The organism is Pseudomonas sp. LBUM1679 (assembly GCF_059695565.1).
In genome coordinates, this window is the sequence record NZ_CP166774.1 from 2,027,533 (window position 1) to 2,053,870 (window position 26,338).

The following is a 26,338-nucleotide window of genomic DNA, read 5'->3' on the forward strand; positions in this document are numbered from 1 at the left end:
CATGAATGAAACGATCGCGCGCGACGACTCTTCGTCGCCGCGCGCAATGCCTTGCGGCAGCGACTATCAACACCTTCTCGCTGGCCGAGGAATGTTCAAACAAAGGATGAGGCTATGGTTCAAGTTCGCAAACTGGTGTTAGCAATAGCGGCCGCCTCGGCGCTGTCCTCCGGTATGGCGCATGCGCTCGGGCTTGGGGAGCTGACCCTGAAATCGACGCCGGACCAGCCGCTGGTGGCGGAAATCGAATTGCTCGACGTCAAGGAGCTCACCGCTGCCGACGTGGTGCCGAGCCTGGCTTCGCCGGAAGATTTCGCCAAGGCCGGTGTCGACCGCCAGGCGTTTCTCAACGACCTGAGCTTTACCCCCGTGCTCAACCCCAGCGGTAAAAGCGTCCTGCGGGTGACGTCCAGCAAGCCCCTGTCCGAACCGATGGTGAAATTCCTGGTTCAGGTCATGTGGCCCAACGGCCGTCTGCTGCGCGATTACAGCGTGCTGCTCGATCCGTCCAAATTCTCGCCGCAGACCGCCGATGCGGCGGCGCAGCCAGCGCCGACGCCAGCCGTCACCGCCGCCGTGACCGGTGCCACCGAGCCTGGCCAATACACCACCACGCCCCGGGATACCCTGTGGGAAATCGCGGCGAAGGCGCGCAATGGCGGCTCGGTCCAGCAAACCATGCTGGCCATCCAGGCGCTGAACCCGGATGCCTTCATCGGCGGCAACATCAATCGACTGAAAACCGGTCAGGTGCTGCGGCTGCCGGATCAGGCACAAAGCACCAACCTGCCGCAACACAAAGCCATTGCCGAAGTGGCCGCGCAGAACACTGCGTGGCGTCAGGGCCGGCGCTATGTGCCGAAGACCGGGGCAGGGCAGCAGCAACTCGATGCCACCAACCGTCCGCGTGGCGATGGCGCGGCTGTGCAACCGGCCAGGGACAATTTGAGCCTGGTGTCTGCCGAGTCCGGCAGGGCGGGTGGCAAAGGTGCCGCAGGCGACGCCAAGGCCTTGAACAACAAGCTGGCCATGACTCAGGAAAACCTCGACACGACCCGTCGTGACAACGAGGAACTGAAAAGCCGCATGACCGATCTGCAGAGTCAGCTGGACAAGCTGCAGCGCCTGATCGAACTGAAGAACAATCAACTGGCCAGGTTGCAGGCCGAAGGCGCCGCGGACGCTCCGGCTGATGCGCCAGCCACTGCGGCGATCTCCGCCGAACTGGCGGCCAATCCTGCTGCAGCGCCGGCGCCAGCGGATGCGGCCACACCTGCGCCTGCCTCCGAGGCCACGCCGGCTGCAACCGAGGCAACCCCGGCACCGGCCGAAACGCCAGTGGAGCCGACGCCGCTAGCGTCCGATGAGCAGAAATACAACGAGCTGCTGACCAATCCGGCACTGCTGGGGCTGGTGGGTGGCGGGGCCGTGGTGCTGCTGCTGTTGCTGTTGTTGCTGGCTCGTCGCCGCAAAGCCCGGCAGGAAGCCGAGAAACACGTGCGCATGGCCCGGGAACTGGCCGAAGAGCAGCAAAACCCTGCCCAACAGGATCCGTTGGAAGACAGCTTCGAAGGCCTGGAAGTGTCGCCGCCAAGCGTGAAGCTCGATACCGCGCCAGCTCCGTCGCCGTTTCCGGCTTCGGCTTCGGCTTCGGCCCCGGTGCCAGCTCCAGCGCCTGCCCGCGCTCCGGTGATTTCGCCGGTCGTGGTCACGCCGCCGATTGCCGCGCCACTGGTATCGCCGGCTGTCGATCGCCACGATGACGATGTGCTGCGCAAGGCGCATACGCATTTTGCCGCCGGTCGCCTGAATCAGGCTGCCGCACTGCTCGAAGACAGCATCAAGTACGAACCGCAACGCAGTGACCTGCGCCTGAAGCTGATGGAAGTCTATGGCCAGCAGGGCAACCGTGTCGCGTTTGTCGCCCAGGAACGCCAACTGGTGGCCAACGGCGAGAACTTTACCCGGGTGGAACAGCTGAAACACCGCTTCCCGGCCATGGCCCTCGCAGTCGGCGGTGGTATCGCCGCTGCCTCCATGGCTGCCGAACTGGACGCGCAATACGTCAGGGAGTTGCTGCTGGACGAACCCGAGGCGCCAGCGGTGCCCGATGACTTCGACACGGCCTTCGATCTGAGTCTGGATAAGTCACAAAGCCCTGCGGAGGCGCCAGCGGCGCCCGATGACTTCGACACGGCCTTCGATCTGAGTCTGGATGAACCACAAAGTCCTGCGGCGGCGCCAGCGGTGTCCGATGATTTCGACAGTGCCATCAATCTGAGTCTGGATGAACCACAAAGTCCTGCGGCGGCACCGGTTGCACCGGCACCGGACGCTGTGGCGCAACGGGATGATTTTCCGCTGGAAGACGACTTGAGCTTCGATTCGGTGTTGCAACAGCAGACTGAAGTCAGGGAAAACCTCGACGACCTGTCGGACTTCGATCTGGACATGGACCTCGGTGGCGATGCAACGCCTGCGATCCTGGCCGAAGACGACTTCCTGTTGAGCCTGGATGACGAGGTCAAGAATCCATCCGCTGCTCCAGCGCCGGCCGCTCCGGAAATGGCCCCGGACGATCTCGAGTTGCCGGACGACTTCGACCTGTCGCTGGCCGATGAAATGGACGCCGCTGCCGCTCCGGACACCTTTGCCACCGACCTGAGCGACGTCAATGCCGAACTCGACAGTCTGTCGCAGAGCCTTGGCGAGCCGACTTTCACCGCGGAAGATGCCTTGGCTTCAGCGGATGACGAGCCGGAATTCGACTTCCTTTCCGGCGCCGACGAAGTCGCCACCAAGCTCGACCTTGCCCAGGCCTACATCGACATGGGCGATGCCGACGGTGCACGGGATATCCTCAACGAGGTGGTGACCGAGGGTGACGCAGGCCAGAAGGACGAAGCCAAGGAACTGCTTTCGCGCCTGGCTTGATTGATCGGTAAGGCTTGAACAGAACGGCAGCCCATTGAGGCTGCCGTTTTTGTTTATGGAAATTGATGCGATGGCGTCTGCCAGGCCGCCTTCGTCGGAACGCCGCCCGGAGCAAGCTCGCTCCCACAGGGACTGGTGTCAGCCGCAAATGTTTGGGCAACCCCGATCCCTTGTGGGAGCGAGCCTGCTCGCGAAGAGGCCCTCCCATCCAGCACCCTCCCACAGGCATTGGTGCCAGCCACAAATGTTTAGGCAACCCCGATCACTGTGGGAGCGGGCTTGCCCGCGAAGGGGCCATCCCATTCAACACACTATCGACAGTTGCACTGGCGTCCCGGAGCCGCGGCCTTATAATGCCCGCCTTTGCGTACATCAGCAGGCTGTCACTCCTTGGCAAATATAGATAACCCGGCCGCCGAAATGGCGGCCGACGGCGTTTTCCGGATCGCGTTGGGCGTTGAATACAAGGGCTCGCGTTATCGCGGCTGGCAGCGCCAGGCCTCCGGCGTGCTCACCGTGCAGGAAACCCTCGAAAAGGCCCTGTCCAAAGTCGCCGATTCACCCGTGTCGCTGCTCTGCGCCGGACGCACCGATGCCGGTGTGCATGCGTGCGGGCAGGTGGTGCACTTCGACACGCCCGTCGAGCGCTCGATGAAAGCCTGGGTCATGGGCGCCAACATCAACTTGCCCCACGACGTCAGCGTCAGCTGGGCCAAGGTCATGCCGGCGCATTTTCATGCGCGCTTCAAGGCCATCGCCCGGCGCTACCGCTACGTGATCTACAACGATCAGATTCGTCCCGCGCACCTGAACGATGAAATCACCTGGAACCACCGCCCGCTCGACGTCGAGCGCATGGCCGAGGCGGCGCAGTACCTGGTCGGTACCCACGACTTCAGCGCTTTCCGCGCCGGTCAGTGCCAGGCCAAGTCGCCGATCAAGGAACTGCATCACCTGCGCGTCACCCGTCACGGCAAGATGATCGTGCTGGACATCCGCGCCAGTGCCTTCCTGCACCATATGGTGCGCAACATCGCCGGGGTGCTGATGACCATCGGTGCCGGCGAGCGGCCGGTGGAGTGGATGAAAGAAGTCCTGGAAAGCCGCATTCGCCGCTCCGGCGGGGTGACGGCGCACCCGTTCGGCTTGTACCTGGTGCAGGTCGAGTATCGCGACGAGTTCCAATTGCCCGAGCGTTACATCGGGCCGCACTTCTTGACCGGCTTCTCGGAACTTGACGGCTGACGCCTTCGAACGCTTTTGTTACCATCCGGGACTTTCTCGGATTTACCGTGGGGTTGTCTCGACATGTCGTCCGTTCGCAGCAAGATTTGCGGCATTACCCGCGCGGAAGACGCGTTGGCCGCGGTCGAGGCCGGGGCCGATGCCCTCGGCTTTGTGTTCTACGCCAACAGCCCGCGGGCCGTGACGTTTGAGCAGGCGCGCGCGATCATCAAGGCACTACCGCCGTTCGTGACCACCGTGGGCCTGTTCGTCAACGCCAGCCGCTGCGAGTTGGGGGAAATCCTCGACGCCGTGCCGCTGGATCTGTTGCAGTTCCATGGCGACGAAACCGCGGCCGACTGCGAAGGCTGGCACCGCCCGTATATCAAGGCGCTGCGGGTCAAGGCGGGTGACGACATCGCGGCGGCTTGCGATGCGTTTCCAAGTGCCAGCGGGATCCTGCTGGATGCCTACGTCGAAGGCGTACCCGGCGGAACCGGGGAAGCGTTCGACTGGTCTCTGATACCGCAAGGCCTGAGTAAACCGATTATCCTGGCGGGCGGCCTGACGCCGGACAACGTCGCCGAGGCCATTGCCCGGGTTCGGCCTTATGCGGTGGATGTCAGCGGCGGGGTAGAGGCGAGCAAGGGGATCAAGGATCACGCAAAGATACAAGCGTTCATCAAGGCTGTACGTAGGAACTGGTAGGAACTGGGTGATGTGACGGCTGGCAGACTGCCGCCGTCCATAACTGCACCTGCACAAAGCAGGCATGGCTGAGGATGTTTTGGGTTGTACGCAGGTCGCGTCTCGCTGACCCGGCAATCCATCGATCATCGCCGCACACATGAATTTAGCTCAAGGGCATACGCGGGGCTGCGAACCAGAGCGTTCGGGCCGCCGGTACTGGAGAAAGAAAGCATGAGCAACTGGTTAGTAGACAAACTGATCCCTTCGATCATGCGTTCCGAGGTCAAGAAGAGCTCGGTGCCTGAAGGTCTGTGGCACAAATGCCCGTCTTGCGAGGCTGTGTTGTATCGTCCGGAGCTGGAAAAGACCCTGGACGTTTGCCCCAAGTGCAACCACCACATGCGTATCGGCGCCCGCGCGCGCATCGACATCTTCCTCGACGTTGAAGGCCGTGCCGAACTGGGTGCGGACCTGGAGCCGGTCGACCGGCTGAAATTCCGTGACGGCAAGAAGTACAAGGACCGCCTGACCGCTGCGCAAAAGCAGACCGGCGAAAAAGACGCACTGATCTCCATGAGCGGCTCCCTGCTGGGCATGCCGGTGGTGGTGTCAGCGTTCGAATTCTCCTTCATGGGCGGTTCGATGGGCGCCATCGTCGGTGAGCGCTTCGTTCGCGCCGCCAACTACGCCCTGGAAAACCGTTGCCCGATGATCTGCTTCGCCGCCTCCGGTGGTGCGCGGATGCAGGAAGCCCTGATCTCGCTGATGCAAATGGCCAAGACCTCCGCGGTACTGGCGCGTCTGCGTGAAGAAGGCATTCCGTTCATCTCCGTACTGACCGACCCGGTCTACGGCGGCGTTTCCGCCAGCCTGGCGATGCTCGGCGACGTGATCGTCGGTGAGCCGAAAGCCCTGATCGGCTTTGCCGGCCCGCGCGTGATCGAGCAGACCGTGCGTGAAAAACTGCCGGAAGGCTTCCAGCGCAGCGAGTTCCTGCTGGAACACGGCGCGATCGACATGATCATCCACCGTCAGGAACTGCGTCCGCGCCTGGGCAACCTGCTGGCACAAATGATGGGCCTGCCGACGCCTAAATTCGTCGCCGCCCCCATCGAGCCGATCGTGGTTCCACCGGTGCCTGCCAACATATGACCCAACGTACCCTTGGCGAGTGGCTCGCCTACCTGGAACAGTTGCACCCTTCGGCCATCGACATGGGCCTTGCGCGCTCGCAACAGGTAGCGTCCCGCATGGGGCTGGGCAAGCCGGCGCCTCGGGTGATCACGGTCACCGGCACCAACGGCAAGGGTTCTACCTGTGCGTTCGTGGCCTCGTTGCTGCGGGCGCAAGGGCTGAAAGTGGGGGTCTACAATTCTCCGCACCTGCTGCGTTACAACGAGCGGGTGCAGGTCAATGGCGTCGAAGCCACTGACGCCGAGCTCTGCCAGGCTTTTGTGGCTGTCGAGGCCGGTCGTGGCGACACGTCCCTGACTTACTTCGAAATGGGCACCCTGGCGGCGTTCTGGCTGTTTCAACAGGCCGGCCTCGATGCGGTGGTGCTGGAAGTTGGGCTGGGCGGGCGCCTGGACACGGTCAACGTGGTGGATGCCGACATGGCGCTGGTCACCAGCATCGGCGTCGATCACACCGAATACCTGGGCGACACCCGTGAGACCGTGGCCTTCGAAAAAGCCGGTATCTTCCGCCAGGGCGCGCCTGCGCTCTGCGGCGATCTGAACCCTCCGCAAACGTTGCTGGACAAGGCGCGCGAACTCAGTTGCCCGTTTTTCCTGCGCGGCCGCGATTTTGATCTGGGTGTGACCGATCACGCCTGGCAATGGCGCGGTCTTGACGCGCAAGGGCGGGTAGTCGAACTGCGTGATCTGCCGTTGCTCGATCTGCCGATGGAAAACGCCGCGCTGGCGTTGCAAGCCTATTTGCTGCTCGACCTGCCTTGGGACGATGCGCAGATCAGGGCTGCCCTGCAAGCCACGCGGGTGGTCGGTCGTCTCGATCGTCGCCAGTTCGATTGGCAGGGCAAGCGTCTGAACCTGTTGCTGGACGTGGGGCACAACCCCCATGCGGCCGAGTACCTGGCCCGCCGTCTGGCCAGCCAGCCCCCGGCAGGCAAGCGTCTGGCGGTGTTCGGCCTGCTGGCGGACAAGGATCTGGATGGTGTTGTCGGCGAATTGAATGCTAGTGTCGAGCATTGGGCCGTCGCGCCGCTGGATTCGCCGCGGGCACGACCGGTCGGCGATTTGCACCGGGTGCTACAGAACCTCGGCGCGTCGGTAACGTCCTATGCCTGTGTGGCCGCCGCTCTGGAAGGGCAGTGTGCACGGGCGACGAGCGACGACGAGATTCTGTTGTTCGGATCATTTTATTGTGTCGCCGAGGCCCTGGAATGGCTGGCCCGGCGCTCCACGGAGGACGCGGCAAATGGCATTGCTGGATAAGGCATACAAACAGCGCATGGTCGGCGCCCTGGTTCTGGTGGCGCTGGCGGTGATTTTCCTGCCGATGCTGTTTTCCCGCCAGGACGAACAGCGTCAGGTGACGGTCGAGGCGCCAGCCGCCCCGCAAGCGCCTGCAGTGCCGCAAGTACAGGTCGAGCCGGTGGTGGTGCCCGAGCCGCAAGCCTTGCCGCAGGAGCCGGTGCCGAGCGACGACGAAATCGCTCAGCAGGAACAGCCGTCGACGCCGATTGCCCCGACTGCGCCCGTGGCGCCAGCACCGGCCGCCAAACCGGTCGCGCCGGCTCCGGCACCCGTGCCGATGAACAAGCCGACCACTGCGCCATCCCAGCCGATCACGGCCGCGCCGGGTGCGCCGGGCAAACCGGATACCACCCAGAGCCGGGTCGATGCCAACGGCCTGTCGGTCAGCTGGTCGGTGCAAGTGGCCAGCCTGGCGAACCGGGCCAGCGCCGAAAGCCTGCAGAAAAAACTGCGCAGCCAGGGCTACAACGCCTATATCCGCGCGGCCGACGGCAAGAACCGGGTGTTCGTCGGGCCGCTGATCGAGCGCGCGGAAGCCGATCGCCTGCGTGACTTGTTGAGTCGCCAGCAGAACCTCAAGGGCTTTGTGGTGCGTTTCCAGCCGGAACGCGGTTAAAACTATCGCGCCGATTTGTAATGCACGGACAATCGCAGCTTACCGATAAGCATGGGCTCTGCTAAAATGCGCCGCCTTATCCGTCTGTAGGCTGCACTGTGCCATTTACCTGGGTTGATTGGGCGATTGTTGCCATCGTCGCCATCTCCGCATTGATCAGTCTGAGCCGCGGCTTCGTCAAGGAAGCATTATCGCTGGTGACCTGGATCATCGCAGGAGTCGTCGCCTGGCTGTTCGGTGGTGCATTGTCCGAATACCTCGTCGGGTACATCGAAACGCCATCGGCTCGTGTGATCACGGGCTGTGCCATCATGTTTGTCGCCACGCTGATCGTAGGCGCAATGATCAATTATCTTATCGGCGAGTTGGTTCGCGTCACCGGGCTCTCCGGGACCGATCGATTCCTCGGCATGGCCTTCGGCGCCGCGCGTGGCGTGTTGCTGGTGGTCGTGGCGGTCGGGCTGTTGAGCCTGGGGCCGGTACAGCAGGACGAGTGGTGGAAACAATCGCAACTCGTGCCAAAGTTTTTATTGGTCGCAGACTGGTCCAAAAACCTGATTCTCGGGTGGAGCAGTCAGTGGCTGGCCAGCGGTATCAGCGTACCCGCTGAGATACCGTTCAAGGAACACCTCTTGCCGACGGCCAAAACGCCGCAGTGAGTTGTGTTCAGTTCAGATCCATTAAGTAGGGGTTGCGTCGCATGTGTGGCATCGTCGGTATCGTCGGTAAGTCGAACGTCAATCAGGCGCTGTATGACGCGCTAACCGTCCTCCAGCACCGCGGCCAGGACGCTGCCGGTATCGTGACCAGCCATGATGGCCGGTTATTCCTGCGCAAGGACAATGGCCTGGTACGTGACGTGTTCCATCAGCGTCACATGCAGCGCCTGGTCGGCCACATGGGCATTGGCCATGTGCGTTACCCGACCGCGGGCAGCTCGACTTCGGCCGAAGCCCAACCGTTTTACGTCAACTCGCCTTACGGCATCACCCTGGCGCACAACGGTAACCTGACCAACGTTGAACAGCTGGCCAAGGAGATTTACGAATCTGACCTGCGCCACGTCAACACCAACTCCGATTCGGAAGTGCTGCTCAACGTGTTCGCGCACGAGCTGGCCCAGCGCGGCAAGTTGCAGCCAACCGAAGAGGATGTCTTTGCGGCCGTCACCGACGTGCACAACCGTTGCGTCGGCGGTTACGCCGTGGTGGCGATGGTGACCGGTTACGGCATCGTCGGTTTCCGCGACCCGCATGGCATCCGCCCGATCGTGTTCGGCCAGCGTCACACCGACGAAGGCGTCGAGTACATGATCGCCTCCGAAAGCGTGTCCCTGGACGTGCTCGGTTTCACCCTGATTCGCGACCTCGCGCCGGGCGAAGCGGTCTACATCACTGAAGACGGCAAGCTGCACACCCGTCAGTGCGCGATCAACCCGTCCCTGACCCCGTGCATCTTCGAACACGTCTACCTGGCGCGTCCGGACTCGATCATCGACGGCGTCTCGGTGTACAAGGCGCGCCTGCGCATGGGCGAGAAGCTTGCCGACAAGATCCTGCGCGAGCGTCCGGATCACGACATCGACGTGGTCATCCCGATCCCGGACACCAGCCGCACCGCGGCCCTGGAGCTGGCGAACCACCTGGGCGTGAAGTTCCGCGAAGGCTTCGTGAAGAACCGCTACATCGGCCGGACCTTCATCATGCCGGGCCAGGCGGCACGGAAAAAATCCGTACGCCAGAAGCTCAACGCCATCGAGCTGGAATTCCGCGGCAAGAACGTGATGCTGGTGGACGACTCGATCGTGCGCGGCACAACCTGCAAGCAGATCATCCAGATGGCTCGCGAAGCCGGCGCCAAGAACGTCTACTTCTGCTCCGCGGCACCGGCCGTTCGCTACCCGAACGTCTACGGCATCGACATGCCGAGCGCCCACGAACTGATCGCCCACAACCGTTCGACCCAGGACGTGGCCGACCTGATCGGCGCCGACTGGTTGATCTATCAGGACCTGCCTGACTTGATCGAAGCGGTCGGTGGCGGCAAGATCAAGATCGACAAGTTCGATTGCGCAGTGTTCGACGGCCAGTACGTGACCGGCGACGTCGACGAGGCTTACCTGAACAAGATCGAGCAGGCACGTAACGATGCCTCCAAGGTCAAGACCCAGGCGGTCAGTGCGATCATCGATCTGTATAACAACTGAGTAACGACCGGCCTGTATCTGTAGGAGCGAGGCTTGCCCGCGAAGGCGGTGTCATAGGCAGCAGTGATGTTGAATGTGACGACCCCTTCGCGGGCAAGCCTCGCTCCTACAGTAGCGGGTGCTCCGCTCCAGGCCGGTTTCGTAATGACTATCGAATAAGGCAAGGAGTGACAGCATGAGTCAGGATTGGGATGCCGGTCGGCTGGACAGCGACCTCGAAGGCGTAGCGTTCGATACCCTGGCCGTCCGCGCCGGTCAGCACCGCACGCCGGAAGGCGAACACGGTGATCCGATGTTCTTCACCTCCAGCTACGTATTCCGTACCGCTGCCGACGCGGCGGCACGTTTTGCCGGGGAAGTGCCGGGCAACGTTTATTCGCGCTACACCAACCCGACCGTGCGCGCGTTCGAAGAGCGCATCGCCGCGCTGGAAAGCGCCGAGCAAGCGGTGGCCACGGCCACCGGCATGGCCGCGATCATGGCGGTGGTGATGAGCCTGTGCAGCGCCGGCGATCACGTGCTGGTATCGCGCAGCGTATTCGGCTCGACCATCAGCCTGTTCGAGAAGTACTTCAAGCGCTTCGGCATCGAAGTCGACTACGTGCCCCTGGCGGACCTGTCCGGTTGGGACGCAGCGATCAAGGCCAACACCAAATTGCTGTTCGTCGAATCGCCCTCCAACCCGCTGGCCGAGTTGGTGGACATCGCCGAACTGTCGAACATCGCTCACGCCAAAGGCGCGATGCTGGTGGTCGACAACTGCTTCTGCACCCCGGCGTTGCAGCAGCCATTGAAGCTGGGTGCGGACATCGTCGTGCACTCGGCGACCAAGTTCATCGACGGCCAGGGCCGTTGCATGGGCGGCGTGGTGGCCGGTCGTAGCGAACAGATGAAAGAAGTGGTCGGTTTCCTGCGTACGGCCGGGCCGACCCTGAGCCCGTTCAACGCCTGGATCTTCCTCAAGGGCCTGGAAACCCTGGGCCTGCGGATGAAGGCCCATTGTGCCAACGCCCAGCAGCTGGCCGAGTGGCTGGAGCAGCAGGACGGCATCGAGAAAGTCCATTACGCCGGCCTCGAGAGCCACCCGCAGCACCAACTGGCCTTGCGTCAGCAGAAGGGCTTCGGCGCGGTGGTGAGCTTCGAGGTCAAGGGCGGCAAAGAGGGCGCCTGGCGCTTTATCGATGCGACGCGCCTGATTTCCATCACCGCCAACCTCGGCGATACCAAGACCACCATCACTCACCCGAGCACCACCTCCCACGGCCGTCTGGCGCCCCAGGAGCGTGAAGCCGCGGGCATTCGTGACAGCCTGATCCGTATCGCGGTCGGCCTGGAAGACGTGGCAGACCTGCAAGCCGATCTGGCGCGCGGCCTGGCTGCGCTGTGATCCAATTGTCGACGCCGGGCACGGGCACCAACGGCCGCGTCGCCCTGGTCACCGGGGCTGCGCGCGGCATCGGCCTGGGCATTGCGGCGTGGCTGATCAGCGAAGGCTGGCAGGTGGTGCTGACCGACCTGGACCGGGTGCGGGGCTCGAAAGTGGCGAAGGTGCTGGGCGACAACGCCTGGTTCATCGCCATGGACGTCTCCAGCGAAGGGCAGGTGGCGCTGGGTGTCGCCGAAGTGCTGGGGCAATTCGGCCGACTGGATGCGCTGGTGTGCAACGCGGCGGTGGCCGATCCGCATAACATCACCCTCGAAAGCCTCGATCTGGCGTACTGGAACCGGGTGCTGGCGGTGAACCTCAGCGGGCCGATGCTGTTGGCCAAGCACTGTGCGCCTTACCTGCGCGCCCACAGCGGGGCGATCGTCAACCTGGCCTCGACCCGCGCCGGGCAGTCCGAACCCGACACCGAGGCCTACGCGGCGAGCAAGGGCGGCCTGTTGGCGCTGACGCACGCCCTGGCGATCAGCCTCGGGCCGGAAATCCGCGTCAATGCGGTCAGCCCGGGCTGGATCGATGCGCGGGACCCGTCGGTGCGACGTGCCGAGCCGCTGACCGATGCCGACCATGCCCAGCATCCGGCGGGCAGGGTAGGGACGGTCGAGGACGTGGCGGCGATGGTGGCGTGGTTGCTGTCGAAGAATGCCGGGTTTGTCACGGGGCAGGAGTTCGTGGTGGATGGTGGGATGACCAAGAAGATGATTTACAGCGAGTAGTGCAGGCTGCCGGCATTGGGTTGACTGTGCCACCGCCATCGCGAGCAAGCTCGCTCCCACAGGGTTCTCCTGTGTGTGAAAAAAAGTGTGCACACCGGAGATCCCTGTGGGAGCGGGCTTGCTCCGGGCGGCGTTCCGACGAAGGCGGTATTGCTGCAAAAGGTTGATTGTGGGTGATGCCGTTGCCTTGCGGTTTGACACGATTTTGTCTTTTTCAGAAAAACTTCAAGCAGGCTATTGACTTAGCTTCGTTAGGTGCGTAAATTTCGCGGCCTCAGAGAAGCAAAGGGTGATTAGCTCAGCTGGGAGAGCGTCTGCCTTACAAGCAGAATGTCGGCGGTTCGATCCCGTCATCACCCACCACTTCTTGAGAGTCTTGCGCAAGCAAGAAGGAAGCTGAAAAGCCTCCACCGACGCGCAGCGGTAGTTCAGTCGGTTAGAATACCGGCCTGTCACGCCGGGGGTCGCGGGTTCGAGTCCCGTCCGCTGCGCCATATTTGCGAGTCAGGTGTTACCTGGCTCGAGATTGAAAAGCCTCGAAGCTTTCCAGTCACACGAGTTACCTGGACGCAAGTCCACAGCGATACGCAGCGGTAGTTCAGTCGGTTAGAATACCGGCCTGTCACGCCGGGGGTCGCGGGTTCGAGTCCCGTCCGCTGCGCCATATCTGCATCAAGGCCCGCTGAACGCCTGGGTGCTACGAAGAAGATTGCTGGCAAGCCAGTGTCTGATTCGAGTCGATAGCAAAGACCCTGGTCGAAAGACCGGGGTTTTTTGTGCCTGCGATTTGGCTTCTCCTGCATTTCCCTCCTGCCGTCCACCTTTTCGTGCCCGTCGATCCGGTAGGCGCGCTGATCCTGCCTTATTCAACGCCGCTGCTCAACCGTGCCCAGCCCTGCTCAGTCGGGGCCTGTGCGGCCGATACTGCCTGTCTTTCGTTCAGCTCATCCCATTATTCCCCAGGGTAAACCGCATAAAAGGCTTGGTTTGAACTAACAACACTAATTAGAATGAGTCGCATTTAAAATATTTCCTGCGCAGGGTTCCTTGACATGAGTGAAGCAGCGATGCCGGCGGCGCAAAATTTCCACGACTTGTACCGCGACCATCGTGGCTGGCTGGAAAGCTGGCTGAGACGACGCATGAGTAATGGCAGCGACGCGGCGGACCTGAGCCAGGACACCTTCGTGCGGGTGCTCGCCAGCTCGCAGCGCATTGCCGACCTGCAGGAACCCCGGGCCTATCTGGCGACCGTCGGCAAGCGGCTGCTGGCCAACTTCTATCAGCGTCGCAGTCTCGAACAAGCCTACCTCGATGCCCTGGCGCTGCTGCCGGAGGCGTGTGTGCCGTCGCCCGAGCAACGCTGGTTGCTGTTGGAAACCCTGCAAGCCCTGGACGAATTGCTCGATGGATTGCCGGTCGCGGTGCGACGGGCCTTTCTCTGGAGCCAGCTGGAAGGCCTGGGTTATGCCGAGATCGCCGAGCGCCTGCAAGTCTCGGAGCGTACGATCAAGCGCTACATGGCCCAAGCCTACGAACATTGCCTGCTGGTGGAATGGTGATCGGTTCGCCCCCTTCGGCCGAAGCCCGCCAGGTCGTGCGAGCCGCCGCGCAATGGCTGGCACTCATGGAATCGGGCGCCGCCAATGACCGTGACCGGGCCAATCTGCAGCACTGGCGTGATAGCCATCCCAGTCACGAACAGGCCTGGCAGAAGGCCCAACTGTTGCGCCAACGTTTTGCCGACCTGCCGTCGACACTGGCCATGGCCAGTCTGGATCGACCGCAGGCCAGTCGGCGCCAGGTGCTCAAGCGCGCCGTGGGGGCGGTGGCGTTGGTGCCGACCGCCTGGCTGATCAGCCGGCAGCTACCGCTGGATGCCTGGCGCGCCGACCTGCGCACCGCCACCGGGGAGGGCAAAACAGTCCAGTTGGCCGATGGCAGCTCGCTGCAATTGAATACCGCGAGTGCCGTCGATATCGACTTGAAGCACCGGCGACTGACCCTGGTGGAAGGCGAAATAGCGCTGAACGTGCCCGGGACCTCGCCGCTGACGATCCAGACGCACTTCGGCCAAGTGGTCGTCAGTCAGAGCCAGGTCTGCGTGCGGCAGGGGCAGACGGGTTGCAGGGTGTCGGTGCTCAAAGGCGCGGTGCAGTTGCAGCCATTGCGCGGCCCGGTCTTTTCGTTGCGCGCCGGCCAGCAAGTCAGCTTGCTGGCGGCGGGTGCCGGTGCGGTGGAGCCATTCGATGTGCTCGCCCCCGGCTGGCGTGACGGCGTGCTGATGGCGCAGAACCAGCCCCTGGGGGATTTTCTGCGTGAACTCAGCAGTTATCGCCCGGGCGTGTTGCGCTGGGAGCCGGCGCTCGAATCCCTGCGCGTCACCGGCAGTTTCCGTCTGGAAGACACCGATCGCATCCTGTCGTTGCTGGCCGCCAGCTTGCCGCTGGAGGTGCAAATGCGCACCCGGTACTGGGTGACCTTGCGACCGCGCAAAAATATTGCATGAGGGCTGTCCCTTTTTTTCGCGCCGCTTGTCATTCAAGGCAAGTGAAACGAAATCAGAGAGATTCACAATGCCCGTAGTGATGCCCTGCAGTACGCGTCTGGCGCCTGCCAGGTTGCGCCCGTTGTTGCACCTGAGTCTGCTATTGAGTCTGAGTGCCAGTCCTTTATTTATCGCGGTCAGCCATGCCGAAGACAGTCCTCGTCGCAGTTACCAGGTGCCCGCCGGCAGCCTCAGCGCCGCGTTGACCCGCTTCGCCGGATTGGCCGGGGTCAACCTGTCGGTAGACCCGGCGCTGGTCAGCGGTCGCAACAGCCCCGGGCTGTCGGGGAACTACGCGGTCGAGGAGGGCTTTGCCCGGTTGCTGCAGGGGTCCGGTCTGCAACTGCAGCCAGTGGGCGAGCAGGCTTACATCCTCACCCCGGCGCCTGAAGGCGGCAGCCTGCAACTGGCCCCCACCTCGATTCTCGGGGCCACGGGCGGGGAGGGCGGCGATGTCTATGCGGGTGGGCAGGTCGCACGCCGCACTTCGCAAGGTTTGCTCGGCTCCAAAGACTTCATGGAAACGCCCTTCAGCGTGACCACCTACACCAGCGAGGCGGTCAAGAACCAGCAGGCGCGTACCTTGGGCGACCTGATCGCCAGCGACCCCTCGGTTCGCGCCACCAACCCGGCGGGCGGGCGCTATGAGCAGTTCACCATTCGCGGGTTGAGCCTGTTCAACAGTGATGTCGCCTACAACGGGCTGTACGGCATCCTGCCGACCTATACCATCGACATGGAGATGGCTGACCGCGTCGACGTGATCAAAGGCCCGACCCAGCTGATCAACGGCATCTCGCCGCGGGGCAGCGTGGGCGGCGGAATCAACGTGGTGCCCAAGCGCGCGACCGACAAGCCCATCACCTCGTTTACCGGTATGTACGCGTCCGACAGCCAGGTCGGTGGTGCCGTGGATGTCGGCCGGCGCTTTGGCGAAGACAACAAGTTCGGTCTGCGTTTCAACGGCGTGAAGCAGTCCGGCGACGCTGAATGGGACCACCAGAACGTCGACCGCGAGATGGCCGTGCTGGGTCTGGATTTCCGCGGTGAACGCCTGCGACTGTCGACGGACATCGGCCGTACCGAACGTGACACCGACGCCCCGCAGGAGCGGGTGCAGGTCGGCCCCAACGCGCAGGTCCCCCGTGCCAGCGATGTGCGCCGCAACTATGCGCAGCCCTGGAGCCAGGCGAGCACCAACGACACCTTCGGCACGGTGAACGCTGAATACGATGTCAACGATTCCGTCATGGTGTACGGCGGCGCGGGCGCGCGCAAAAGTAACCATGACTTCCTGCGCCATGCCGTTGCGGTCACCAACGACGCCGGCGATTTCAGCGTGCAACCGCGTGATTTCACCCGCGACGAAAATGTCCGCACGGCCACGGCAGGGGTGCGCAACTGGTTCCATACCGGCCCGGTGAGTCACGAAGTCAACCTGGCCGCCAGCTACTTCTACATGGACTTTGAAAACGGCGGCGCCCGTTATGGCGCGGCCCCAAGCAACATCTACAACCCGGTGCAAACGCCGACCCCGAACACCCCGACCCGACTCGATTCGAAGGTCTACACCGAGAACCGCTTCAGCGGCGTGGCGTTGTCCGACACCCTCGGCTTCTTCGATGACCGGCTGCTGCTGACCCTCGGCGCCCGCTGGCAGCGGGTCCAGGTTGACGACTGGACGGATAACGTCAAAGGCGCCACCGCCTACGATGAGGAAAAGGTTTCGCCGTCGGGCGGCATCCTGTTCAAGGCGACCGACAAGCTGTCGCTGTATGCCAACTACATGGAAGGCCTGAGCCAGGGCAAGATTGCGCCGTCGACTTCGGTGAACGAGGACGAGATTTTCCCGCCGTTCATCAGCCGCCAGGTCGAGGTCGGTGCCAAGTATGACGCCGGTGCATTCGCCGTGACCGCCGCGGTGTTCCGGATCAAGCAGCCGGCCTACGAGACCAACGCCACCACGCGGGTGTTCGGCCCCAACGGCAAGCGTGAGAACACGGGTGTGGAGCTGAGCGTGTTCGGCGAACCGCTCGACGGTTTCCGCCTGCTCGGCGGAGTCATGTACATCGACAGCGAGTTGAAGGAGACCACCAATGGCACCTTCGACGGCAACCGGGCGCCGGCCACGCCCAAATACAACGTCAACCTGGGCGCCGAGTGGGACGTGCCGACCGTCCAGGGCCTGACCCTGACCAGCCGTGGCATCTATTCCAGCTCGCAGTACCTGGACCAGTCCAACAACAAGGAAATCGATTCCTGGGAGCGTTTCGACGTGGGCGCACGCTATGCGTTCAAGGTCGAGCAAAAGAACATCACCCTGCGGGCCAATATCGAGAACGTGGCGGACAAGCGCTACTGGAGTTCGGCCGGCGCCTCGGATGACAGCGAGCCTGGCTTGACGCTGTCGACCCCGCGCACCTACCTCCTTTCGGCGACCGTCGACTTCTGATTTATCCGTTTCATACGCCCCAGGGAGCGGGGCGTCTTCGTTGGACGGATTCGTATAGAGGAAGATCATATGCACACCGTCAGTTAAATAACGATCAAGGCACTTGCGGATAAGTTGCTGTCTGTCGGCGACCTCTATCGAAGCTGTTATTGCATTACAAGATCATGGCTAGACCATGGCACTTTCCAGTGTTCATACCAGGTTCATCAACTTGGTCTTCGGCGTGTCTGATAGTTTTTAAAGTGGTTCTAATCGCTATAGATCAATATCCAAATAACGCCTAAGAATGAGTTGCAACAACTTGTTAATGAGAATAAGTTGCATATCGAATTTAACGAGGGTGAACCGATGTTGAATGATGGCGTATTGCACTCTAATCCACTGCAAAAAACCAATGCCGACTATCTGGCTCGACAAAGCAAGTTCGAATCCAACGTGCGCAGTTACCCACGCAAGTTGCCGCTGGCCATCGCCAAGGCACACGGACTCTGGGTCACTGATGTCGAGGGCCATACTTACCTCGATTGCCTGGCCGGTGCCGGCACCCTGGCCCTGGGTCACAATCACCCGGCCGTCATGGCCAGCCTCGACAGCTTCCTCGCTTCAGGCCTGCCGATGCACACGCTGGACCTGACCACCGCGGTCAAGGACGCCTTCAGCGAAACCCTGCTCAGCCTGCTGCCGAACCAGGGCCGTGATTACTGCCTGCAATTTTGCGGACCGTCCGGGGCGGATGCGGTGGAGGCTGCGCTGAAACTGGCCAAGACCTATACCGGTCGCAGCAACATCATCAGCTTCTGCGGGGCCTACCATGGCATGACCCACGGCGCCCTGGCGCTGACCGGCAACACCGCGCCGAAAAATGCCATCGCCAGCCTGATGCCCGGGGTGCAGTTCATGCCGTATCCCCACCAATACCGGTGCCCGCTGGGCATTGGCGGTGAGGCCGGGGTCGAGGCCTTGACCCACTATTTCACCCAGTTCATCGAAGACGTCGAAAGCGGCGTGTCACTGCCGGCGGCGGTGATCCTGGAAGCGGTGCAGGGCGAGGGCGGGGTCAACTGTGCCCCGGCCAGCTGGCTGCGGGCCATCCGCGAGGTGACGCGCAAGCACGGCATCCTGCTGATCCTCGACGAAGTGCAGACCGGTTTCGGCCGTACCGGCAAAATGTTTGCCTTCGAGCACGCCGGGATCGAGCCGGACCTGATCGTCATGTCCAAGGCGGTCGGCGGCGGGTTGCCCATGGCGGTGCTGGGCATCCGTCGGCAATTCGACGCCTGGGAGCCCGGCAACCACGCCGGCACCTTCCGCGGCAACCAGATGGCCATGGCCGCCGGGTTGGCGACGTTGCAGGTGCTGCAACAACAAAACCTCGCCGCCCAGGCCGAGCGCCAAGGTCAGTGGCTCAAGGACCGGCTGGTCGAGTTGCAGGCGCATTACCCGGCCCTGGGCCAGGTGCGCGGGCGTGGCCTGATGCTGGGCATCGAGATTGTCGACGAGCGCCAGCCGGCCGATCGCCACGGGCATTTCCCGATGGACCCGGCGCTGGCCGCGGCCATCCAGCAACAGTGCTTCAAACAAGGCTTGCTGCTGGAACGCGGGGGGCGCCAGGGCAATGTCATCCGGTTGTTGCCGCCGTTGATTATCGACGATGAACAATGCCGGCAAGTAATCCAGCGGTTTGATAACGCCGTGGCAGCGGCGGTCGTGCAATTACGCACTTGAATGAACTAATCGAAGTTGCATCAGTCGCCAGTCATATTGAAGGTTAATGACAGGGGGGCCAGTTACTTTGATCGTCGTCTTATTGTTTGAAAGGTTCAGTGAAGTGATCTCGTTACGTGGGGTTTTGTCGACTGTCCAATCCGTCGATCAATGACTCATTTTTTTTCGCCATATAACGTATCCAGTGACCTCACAGGGCTACTGTGGAGCACCCATGAATCATCCAGATCGCAAAGTTTTATCGAATATGGTCAGTGAATTGGCGACGACCTGCGCGTTGCTTAATTGTCTGATCAAAGAGTTCGCCTTGCCGGAGAACTGCCTGAGTTACAGTTGGCCGACGCAGATGCAAGGCATTGCCCCGGGCAGCTATCTTGAGGGCCTGGAATGGAAAGGCATTCCCCTGACCATCAAGCTGCCCAACCGGCAGCAGTTCTTTGTGATGGTGGACCGCCGTGATGGTCTCGGCAGCCATCGCTACCTGTCGGATGTCTATGCCCGGCGCGGTGAGGGCGACTGGTCGAGCCTGAGGTTTGCCGAGTTCGTCGAGCAGATGCTCGCGGCGTGCGAACACATGACCCGCGCCAGCAATGACGAGTTGCTGGATCAAGTGTTGCAAAGCCAGTTGCTGACCGCGGCCATCGTCGGCCACAACTCACCGATGGACGCGGACCCGCTCAGCGGCTACCTGGCCAGCGAGCAGGGCTTGTGGTTCGGGCATCCGAATCACCCGGCACCCAAGGCGCGCCTGTGGCCCGCGCACCTGGCCCAGGAAACCTATGCCCCGGAGTTCCAGGCCCGCACGCCGTTGCACCTGTTCGAGGTGCCACTGGAAGGGCTCAGCGTCGGCGCCAACGGCCTGAGCAAAGCCCAGGTGCTGGCCGGTTTTGCCGATCAGGCGCAGGCGCGGCCTGGGCACGCCGTGATCTGCATGCACCCGGTCCAGGCGCAGTTGTTCATGCAGGACGCCCGGGTGCAGCGGTTGCTGAAATCCGCGGCGATCGTCGATCTGGGCGCCACGGGCCTGATGGCCAATCCCACCGCGTCCATCCGCACCTGGTACATCGAGGGCCACGGGTTTTTCATCAAGGGCTCGCTAAACGTGCGCATCACCAATTGCGTCAGGAAAAACGCCTGGTACGAACTGGAAAGCACGCTGCTGATCGACCGGATCTTCCGCACCCTGCAACTGACCCAACCCGAGACCCTCGGCGGGCTGTCGGTGGTGGCCGAGCCGGGCCTGCTGAGCTGGGCGCCGCAACAGGCCAGCGAAGCCGACAGCCACTGGTTCCGCGAACAGACCGGGGCGATCCTGCGGGAAAACTTCTGCCTCGACACCGGCACCGACTGCAGCATCATGGCCGGCACACTGTTTGCCCGGGGCCTGCATCTGCGGCCGCTGGTGCACGAGTTCCTGAGCCGCTTCAACGGCGACGACCTCCTCGACCAACAGCTGTTGAGCTGGTTCGACGACTACCAGGCGCTGTTACTGCGGCCGGTGCTCGCGCTGTTTTTCAACCACGGCATCGTGATGGAGCCGCATTTGCAGAACAGCGTGCTGGTGCATGACAACGGGCGCCCGCAACGCCTGCTGCTGCGGGACTTCGAAGGGGTCAAGCTGACCGGTGAACTGGGGGCTTCGCGGATCGATGCCGAGGTTCATCCCCGGGTGCGCGAGTCGCTGCTCTATTCCCGTCAGCAAGGCTGGAACCGCATCGTCTATTGCCTGTTCGTCAACAACCTGTCCGAGGCGGTGCTGGCCCTGAGTTGGGAGCGGCCGCACCTGGCGCCGCTGATGTGGCAAAGCGTCGAACAGCAATTGATCAGCATCCGCGCCGAATTGACCCGCGCCGCGCCGGAGCTGGATGCGCTGATCGCCGGTCAGCCGATTGCCTGCAAGACCAATCTGAAAGTGCGCCTGGCTGCCAAGGCTGATCGCCAGGCCAGCTACGTCAACCTGGTGTCCCCGTGGGGCAAGGAGGTCCAGCATGGATAAGCTGCCCGCAACGGTCGTGGCCGCCATCGACCAGGCTCGTGTTCAGCAGGAAGATCCCCTGGCCCTGTTCATTTATGACCTGGACGCGCTGGCGCAGCACGTGACGCAGGTGATGGCGGCACTCCCTGCAGGCGTGGAGCTTTACTACGCGATCAAGGCCAACAGCGAACCGCAGATCCTCGCCACCGTGGCGCCCTTGGTGCACGGGTTCGAGATTTCCTCCGGGGGCGAGATCGATCGCCTCCAGGCCTGCCCGACACGCAAGCCGTTCATCTTCTCCGGCCCGGGCAAACTGGATTCCGATCTGCGTGCGGCGCTGCACCATCAGGTCGAAGCGATTCACATCGAAAGCCTGAATGAAATCGTCCGCCTGCAACGGTTGGCACTGGAAGCAGGACGGGTGCAGGACGTGCTGCTGCGGATCAATCCCGAGCTGCCGTCGCCGCTGTCGAGCAAACTGGCGATGGCCGGCACCGCCACGCCATTCGGGATCGATGAGTCGGAACTGGCCCGGGCCGTGAGTGGGGTCGATAACGCCAGCCACCTGCGGCTCAAGGGTTTTCATGTGCATGCGATGTCCCACCAGTCGCTGGTGGAACGCCATGAACAACTGCTCGACCTGTACCTGCAGCGCTGGCCGCAATGGAAGGCCTTGTCGGCGCTACCCGCGACCATCACCCACCTCAATGTGGGCGGTGGCCTGGGGGTCAATTACCTCGGCCCGCAGCAATTCGACTGGCAGCGCCTGTGTGCGCACCTGGGACGGAGCCTGGCCGCCTGTGCCGATGCGCCCGTCGTGCGCTTCGAACCCGGTCGTTTCATCAGCGCCTTCTGCGGCTATTACGCCATCGAAGTGCTGGACAGCAAAACCAGTCACGGCAAGCACTTCCTGGTCTGTCGTGGCGGCACCCACCAGTTCCGGCTGCCAGTGGCCCAGGGGCACGATCACCCGGTCATTCATCTGCCCCGGGATCGCGCGAAACCGACGGCGACTCAGCAGAACTGGACCGTCGTCGGGCAACTCTGTACGCCCAAGGATGTGCTCAGCCGTGACTGCCCGCTGACCGGGGTGGAGATCGGCGACATGCTGGTGCTGCCCCTGGCCGGTGCCTATGGCTACAACATTTCCCACGCCGATTTCCTCTGTCATCCGCGACCGCCGCAGGTGTTTGTGCAAGCAGCCGGAGTCGCCCCGTGGGATTGACCTTTACCGTTCCGCGCTGGCTGGTGGTGGTCAATGTGCTGTTGGGGACGCTGACGGTCAGCCTGAACAACAGTTCGCTGAACCCGGCGTTGCCAGCGTTCATGGAGGCCTTCGACATCGGCCCGTTGTTGGCCACCTGGATCGTGGCCGCGTTCATGGTGAGCATGGGCATGACCATGCCCCTGACCAGCTTTCTCAGCCAGCGCATGGGCCGAAAATCCCTGTATTTGTGGGGCGTGGCGTTGTTTGTCTGCGGTTCGCTGCTGGGGGCGCTGGCCAATTCCATCGCCCTGGTGATCACCGCGCGGGTGGTGCAAGGCATTGCCAGCGGGCTGATGATTCCGCTGTCCCTGGCGATCATTTTTTCGGTGTACGCCAAGGGCGAGCGGGGCCGGGTCACCGGCCTGTGGGGCGCGGCGGTGATGCTGGCGCCGGCCTTGGGGCCGTTGTGCGGCAGCCTGATGCTGGAGTGGTTCAGCTGGCGTTCGCTGTTCCTGATGAACGTGCCCATCGGCCTGCTGGCGTTGATCCTCGGCGTCGGCGTGCTGCCGGCGTCGCAAGCGACGGAACGCAAACCTTTCGACCTGGCGGGTTACCTGCTGATCGCGACGGGCATCGGCCTGCTGATGGTCGCCGTGGGACGCCTGCGTCACGCCGAGGCCCTGACCGATCCTTTCAACCTCGGCCTGTTGCTGGTGGCGATCCTGTGCCTGGTGGCGTTCGTGCGCCTGGAACTGAACCGCACGGCGCCGCTGCTCAACCTGCGCATCTTTGCCCTGCGCGGTTATCGCCTGAGCGTGATCATCGCCGTGGTGCAGTCGGTCGGCATGTTCGAGTGCCTGGTGCTGCTGCCCCTGCTGGTGCAGATGGTGATGGGCTACAGCGCGATCTGGACCGGCCTGTCGCTGCTGTGCACGGCGCTGTTCGCCAGCCTGTTCGGCCATCTCGGCGGCAAGTGGCTGGACCGTCACGGCCCGCGCGGCGTGGTGTTCTGGGGGTTGCTGTTGACCGGTGGCGCCACGTTGGGCCTGGGCCTGCTGGATGCCAGCGCTTCAATCGCCGTGGTGTTTGTGTTGATGATGGTCCGCGGCGCCGGACTGGGCCTGTCCTATCTCCCCATCACCACCGCCGGGCTCGATGCCCTGCCTGAACCGATGGTCACCCAGGGCGCGGCGATGAACAACATCTCCCGCCGCCTCGTGTCGTCATTGGCCATCGTGGTCGCTTCGCTGTGGCTGGAGTTCCGCCTGGCGGGCGAGGCCGGGGGCGGGGTGGTTTCGATGGCCAGCCCCGGGGCGATCAGCGAAGTGTTCATGGCCACCGGCATCCTGATTCTGCTCGCGTTGCCCTGTGCCTGGCGTTTCCCGCTTCCCGTCTCCGACGAGCCGGCCGAGGCACTGCCTTCGGCCCTCGAACAGCGTTAATTCTTTTTACCGACAAGGTTCATGACTATGGCGACTTCTTCACAGGCAACACAGCAGGCGACAGGTTCTGCGCCAGGCGTCTGGCTGGCGACGGCCGAGCCCCGCCACTATCGGCAAGTGGAACAGCGCGTGGTGGGTCAACTGCTGCAAACGCTGCTGTATGAAAACGTCCTGGCGTATCGCCATTCGCCTCTGGAGGATGGCCAGCAGCGTTTTATCGTCAGCGGCGTCGATGCCCGGCAACAGCCGGTGGAGTACCGTTGCAACGGCTTGCTCAGCGCCAGCTTCGAGCTGATCCGCCTCGACTATGCCAGCCTCGAGCGCGTGGATGCCTCGGGCGAGCACCGCCGGCCGCATTTGCACCAGGCCTTGGCGGAGTTGTTGGGCGAACTGCAGGACAGCCCGCACCTGCCACGCTTCACCCATGAGCTGGAGCAGACCCTGCTCAAGGACCTGCAATCGCGCAGCCAGGGTTATCAAGCGGCCCGGCCCAGCCATCAGCTGGACGTCGATGCGCTGGAACAGCACTTCATGGACGCCCACAGCTATCACCCTTGCTACAAGTCGCGCATCGGCTTCTCGCTCAAGGACAACGCCAGCTACGGGCCGGAATTTGCCGCGCCCATCGCGATCGTCTGGCTGGCGGTGGCCAAGACTTGCGGGGCGATGAACAGCTCGCAGCACCTGGATTACCACGGATTCATCCAGCAGGAATTCGGGCTGCAGCGCTGGCAGCAGCTCGCTGCGAATCTGCAAGATCAGGGCAAGGCGATGGACGATTACTGGTTGATGCCGGTGCACCCGTGGCAGTGGGGAAACGTCATCGTTCCGGTGTTCTACCCGGAACTGGTCAGCGGTGAAGTGATCCATCTGGGCACCACGGATGATCGCTATCAGGCGCAGCAGTCGATCCGCACCCTGGCCAACGTCACGCAAAAACAGCGGCCTTACGTCAAGCTCGCCCTGAGCATGACCAACACCTCCAGCACCCGCATCCTGGCGCGGCACACGGTGATGAACGGCCCGATCATCACCGACTGGCTGCACCAGCTGATCCGCAGCGACAGCACCGCCCGTGATCTTGGCTTGGTGATTCTTGGCGAAGTGGTCGGGGTCAGCTTTGACTACGACCACCTGCCCGCCACGCGGATGTCCCAGGCCTACGGCACCCTGGGCACCCTGTGGCGCGAAAGCATTCATCAGTACCTTGAAGACGATGAGCAAGCGGTGCCGTTCAATGGCTTGAGCTCGGTGGACAATCGCTACGGCAACGGTGAACAAACGCCGTTCATCGATGCCTGGATCACGCAATACGGCCTGCAGGCCTGGACGCGCCAACTGTTGCAGGTGGCGGTGTCGCCGATCATCCACATGCTCTATGCCGAAGGCATCGGCATGGAATCCCATGGGCAGAACATCGTCCTGATCGTCAAGCAGGGCTGGCCGCAACGGATTGCCCTGAAAGACTTCCACGACGGCGTGCGCTATTCACCGCAGCACCTGGGCCGCCCCGAGCTGTGCCCGACCCTGGTGCCGCTGCCTGCCAGCCACGCCAGGCTCAACCGCAACTCGTTCATCCTCACCGATGACCTGGATGCGGTGCGGGATTTCTCCTGTGATTCGTTCTTTTTCATCGCCCTGGCCGAGATGGCGATCTTCCTGCACCAGCACTACCAGCTGGAAGAAAGCCTGTTCTGGCAGATGACCGCTGAAGTGATCAGCGGCTACCAGGCCGAGCATCCGCAACACCGTGTGCGTTATGCGGCGTTTGATGTGTTCGCGCCGTTCTATGAAGTCGAAGAACTGACCAAGCGCCGCCTGCTGGGCGACGGCGAGCGTCGCTTCAAATCGGTGCCCAATCCGCTGCACGCCTTTGGGCCGCAATCATGCTGAGGACCAATCTGCTCAAGCAGAAACTCAGTGCGAGGGAGCCGGTCTACGGCTTGATCAGCTCGATTCCGGCGCCAGCGGCTATCGAGCTGATTGCCGAAGCCGGTTTCGATTTCGTGATCATCGACATGGAGCACGTGCTGATCAACCCCGAAACCGTGGAGAACATGATCCGCACCGCCGAGAGTTATGCGATCACGCCGCTGGTGCGGGTGGCGGACCTCAACCCGAAAACCTTGCTGCGCCTGCTCGATGGCGGCGCCCAGGGCATCGTGTTGCCGATGATCGAAAGCGCCGAATCCCTGGCCGACAGCATTCGGGCCTGCAAGTACCACCCCCAGGGCAATCGCAGCCTGAACGCCGGGCGCCCCGGGGCCTTTGGCAAGCACAGCCTGGCCGACTACATCGGGCTGGCCAACGAGCAAATCATGGTGGTGGCGATGATCGAAAGTGCCGCAGGCGTACGCCGGGCGGCCGAGATTGCCGCGGTACCGGGCCTGGACATGATCCTCGAAGGCGCTGCCGACTTGTCGCAATCGATGGGCACGCCCTGGCAGATCGACCGGCCCGAGGTGCAGCAGGCGCTGCTCGCCAGCTGGCAGGCGGCCAGTGCCGCCGGTGTGCCGTATTGCGCGATTCCACGCCAGCCGGGCGACCACGAACGGTGGTTGGCCCGCGGGGTAAACAGTTTTGTTTTGGGTGATGAGCGTGGCATCGCTTTTCGTGCCCTCCAGGCCAGATTGGCCGCCACTTCAGCAGAAGGAAAATAAT

The 26,338-nt window shown here is 62.8% G+C and carries 19 protein-coding genes and 3 tRNA genes; all 22 read left to right on the plus strand.

Annotated elements, in window-relative coordinates; translation table 11 throughout:
• Positions 1 to 114 precede the first annotated feature (114 nt).
• Positions 115 to 2,934, plus strand: a complete 2,820-nt coding sequence (locus ACA062_RS09350; RefSeq protein ID WP_497456123.1) for a motility hub landmark protein FimV — start codon at positions 115 to 117, stop codon at positions 2,932 to 2,934.
• A 420-nt stretch (positions 2,935 to 3,354) separates the two neighbouring features.
• On the plus strand, positions 3,355 to 4,179 hold the full coding sequence (gene truA, locus ACA062_RS09355; RefSeq protein ID WP_128870266.1) for a tRNA pseudouridine(38-40) synthase TruA: 825 nt from the start codon (positions 3,355 to 3,357) through the stop codon (positions 4,177 to 4,179).
• 63 nt (positions 4,180 to 4,242) lie between these two features.
• Positions 4,243 to 4,866, plus strand: a complete 624-nt coding sequence (locus tag ACA062_RS09360) for a phosphoribosylanthranilate isomerase (protein ID WP_497456124.1) — start codon at positions 4,243 to 4,245, stop codon at positions 4,864 to 4,866.
• A gap of 213 nt (positions 4,867 to 5,079) precedes the next feature.
• Entirely contained in the window at positions 5,080 to 6,000 is a 921-nt protein-coding gene (accD, locus tag ACA062_RS09365) for an acetyl-CoA carboxylase, carboxyltransferase subunit beta (RefSeq protein ID WP_128870262.1), read from the plus strand.
• Positions 5,997 to 7,304 carry a bifunctional tetrahydrofolate synthase/dihydrofolate synthase gene (gene folC / locus ACA062_RS09370; RefSeq protein ID WP_497456125.1) on the plus strand — a complete coding sequence of 436 codons (1,308 nt, stop codon included), beginning with the start codon at positions 5,997 to 5,999 and terminating at the stop codon, positions 7,302 to 7,304. The genes accD and folC overlap by 4 nt, the downstream gene beginning before the upstream one ends.
• On the plus strand, positions 7,288 to 7,962 hold the full coding sequence (locus tag ACA062_RS09375) for an SPOR domain-containing protein (protein ID WP_497456126.1): 675 nt from the start codon (positions 7,288 to 7,290) through the stop codon (positions 7,960 to 7,962). The genes folC and ACA062_RS09375 overlap by 17 nt, the downstream gene beginning before the upstream one ends.
• A 98-nt stretch (positions 7,963 to 8,060) precedes the next feature.
• The gene (locus ACA062_RS09380; protein ID WP_064676838.1) at positions 8,061 to 8,621 is read left to right on the plus strand and encodes a CvpA family protein; all 561 of its coding nucleotides are present in this window, start codon (positions 8,061 to 8,063) and stop codon (positions 8,619 to 8,621) included.
• 41 nt (positions 8,622 to 8,662) lie between these two features.
• Positions 8,663 to 10,168, plus strand: coding sequence for an amidophosphoribosyltransferase (purF, locus tag ACA062_RS09385; protein ID WP_497456127.1), 1,506 nt, complete (start codon positions 8,663 to 8,665; stop codon positions 10,166 to 10,168).
• Between the two features lie 175 nt (positions 10,169 to 10,343).
• A complete protein-coding gene (locus tag ACA062_RS09390) occupies positions 10,344 to 11,555 on the plus strand; it encodes an O-succinylhomoserine sulfhydrylase (RefSeq protein WP_497456128.1) in 1,212 nt (403 codons plus the stop codon).
• Positions 11,552 to 12,328, plus strand: a complete 777-nt coding sequence (locus tag ACA062_RS09395; protein WP_497456129.1) for an SDR family oxidoreductase — start codon at positions 11,552 to 11,554, stop codon at positions 12,326 to 12,328. The genes ACA062_RS09390 and ACA062_RS09395 overlap by 4 nt, the downstream gene beginning before the upstream one ends.
• A gap of 287 nt (positions 12,329 to 12,615) precedes the next feature.
• A tRNA-Val gene (locus ACA062_RS09400) sits at positions 12,616 to 12,691 on the plus strand.
• 54 nt (positions 12,692 to 12,745) lie between these two features.
• Positions 12,746 to 12,822, plus strand: a tRNA-Asp gene (locus ACA062_RS09405).
• Positions 12,823 to 12,915: 93 nt separating this feature from the next.
• Positions 12,916 to 12,992 (plus strand) — tRNA-Asp (locus ACA062_RS09410).
• Positions 12,993 to 13,380: 388 nt separating this feature from the next.
• Complete coding sequence (locus ACA062_RS09415; protein WP_497456130.1) at positions 13,381 to 13,890, plus strand: sigma-70 family RNA polymerase sigma factor; 510 nt, start codon at positions 13,381 to 13,383, stop codon at positions 13,888 to 13,890.
• On the plus strand, positions 13,884 to 14,837 hold the full coding sequence (locus tag ACA062_RS09420) for a FecR domain-containing protein (protein ID WP_497456131.1): 954 nt from the start codon (positions 13,884 to 13,886) through the stop codon (positions 14,835 to 14,837). The genes ACA062_RS09415 and ACA062_RS09420 overlap by 7 nt, the downstream gene beginning before the upstream one ends.
• Positions 14,838 to 14,904: 67 nt before the next feature.
• Positions 14,905 to 17,328, plus strand: a complete 2,424-nt coding sequence (locus tag ACA062_RS09425; RefSeq protein ID WP_497456132.1) for a TonB-dependent siderophore receptor — start codon at positions 14,905 to 14,907, stop codon at positions 17,326 to 17,328.
• Positions 17,329 to 17,676: 348 nt separating this feature from the next.
• Positions 17,677 to 19,053, plus strand: a complete 1,377-nt coding sequence (locus ACA062_RS09430; protein WP_497457388.1) for a diaminobutyrate--2-oxoglutarate transaminase — start codon at positions 17,677 to 17,679, stop codon at positions 19,051 to 19,053.
• A gap of 214 nt (positions 19,054 to 19,267) precedes the next feature.
• Positions 19,268 to 21,049 (plus strand): IucA/IucC family protein, encoded by a 1,782-nt coding sequence (locus ACA062_RS09435; protein ID WP_497456133.1) that lies wholly within the window; start codon positions 19,268 to 19,270, stop codon positions 21,047 to 21,049.
• Positions 21,042 to 22,253: a type III PLP-dependent enzyme gene (locus ACA062_RS09440; RefSeq protein ID WP_497456134.1), complete on the plus strand. Its 1,212-nt coding sequence runs from the start codon at positions 21,042 to 21,044 to the stop codon at positions 22,251 to 22,253. Before ACA062_RS09435 ends, ACA062_RS09440 begins: the two co-directional genes overlap by 8 nt.
• Positions 22,250 to 23,677, plus strand: coding sequence for a DHA2 family efflux MFS transporter permease subunit (locus ACA062_RS09445; RefSeq protein WP_497457389.1), 1,428 nt, complete (start codon positions 22,250 to 22,252; stop codon positions 23,675 to 23,677). Before ACA062_RS09440 ends, ACA062_RS09445 begins: the two co-directional genes overlap by 4 nt.
• A 21-nt stretch (positions 23,678 to 23,698) precedes the next feature.
• Positions 23,699 to 25,570, plus strand: a complete 1,872-nt coding sequence (locus tag ACA062_RS09450; RefSeq protein WP_497456135.1) for an IucA/IucC family protein — start codon at positions 23,699 to 23,701, stop codon at positions 25,568 to 25,570.
• Positions 25,564 to 26,337: an HpcH/HpaI aldolase family protein gene (locus tag ACA062_RS09455; protein ID WP_497456136.1), complete on the plus strand. Its 774-nt coding sequence runs from the start codon at positions 25,564 to 25,566 to the stop codon at positions 26,335 to 26,337. Before ACA062_RS09450 ends, ACA062_RS09455 begins: the two co-directional genes overlap by 7 nt.
• Position 26,338: the final 1 nt, after the last annotated feature.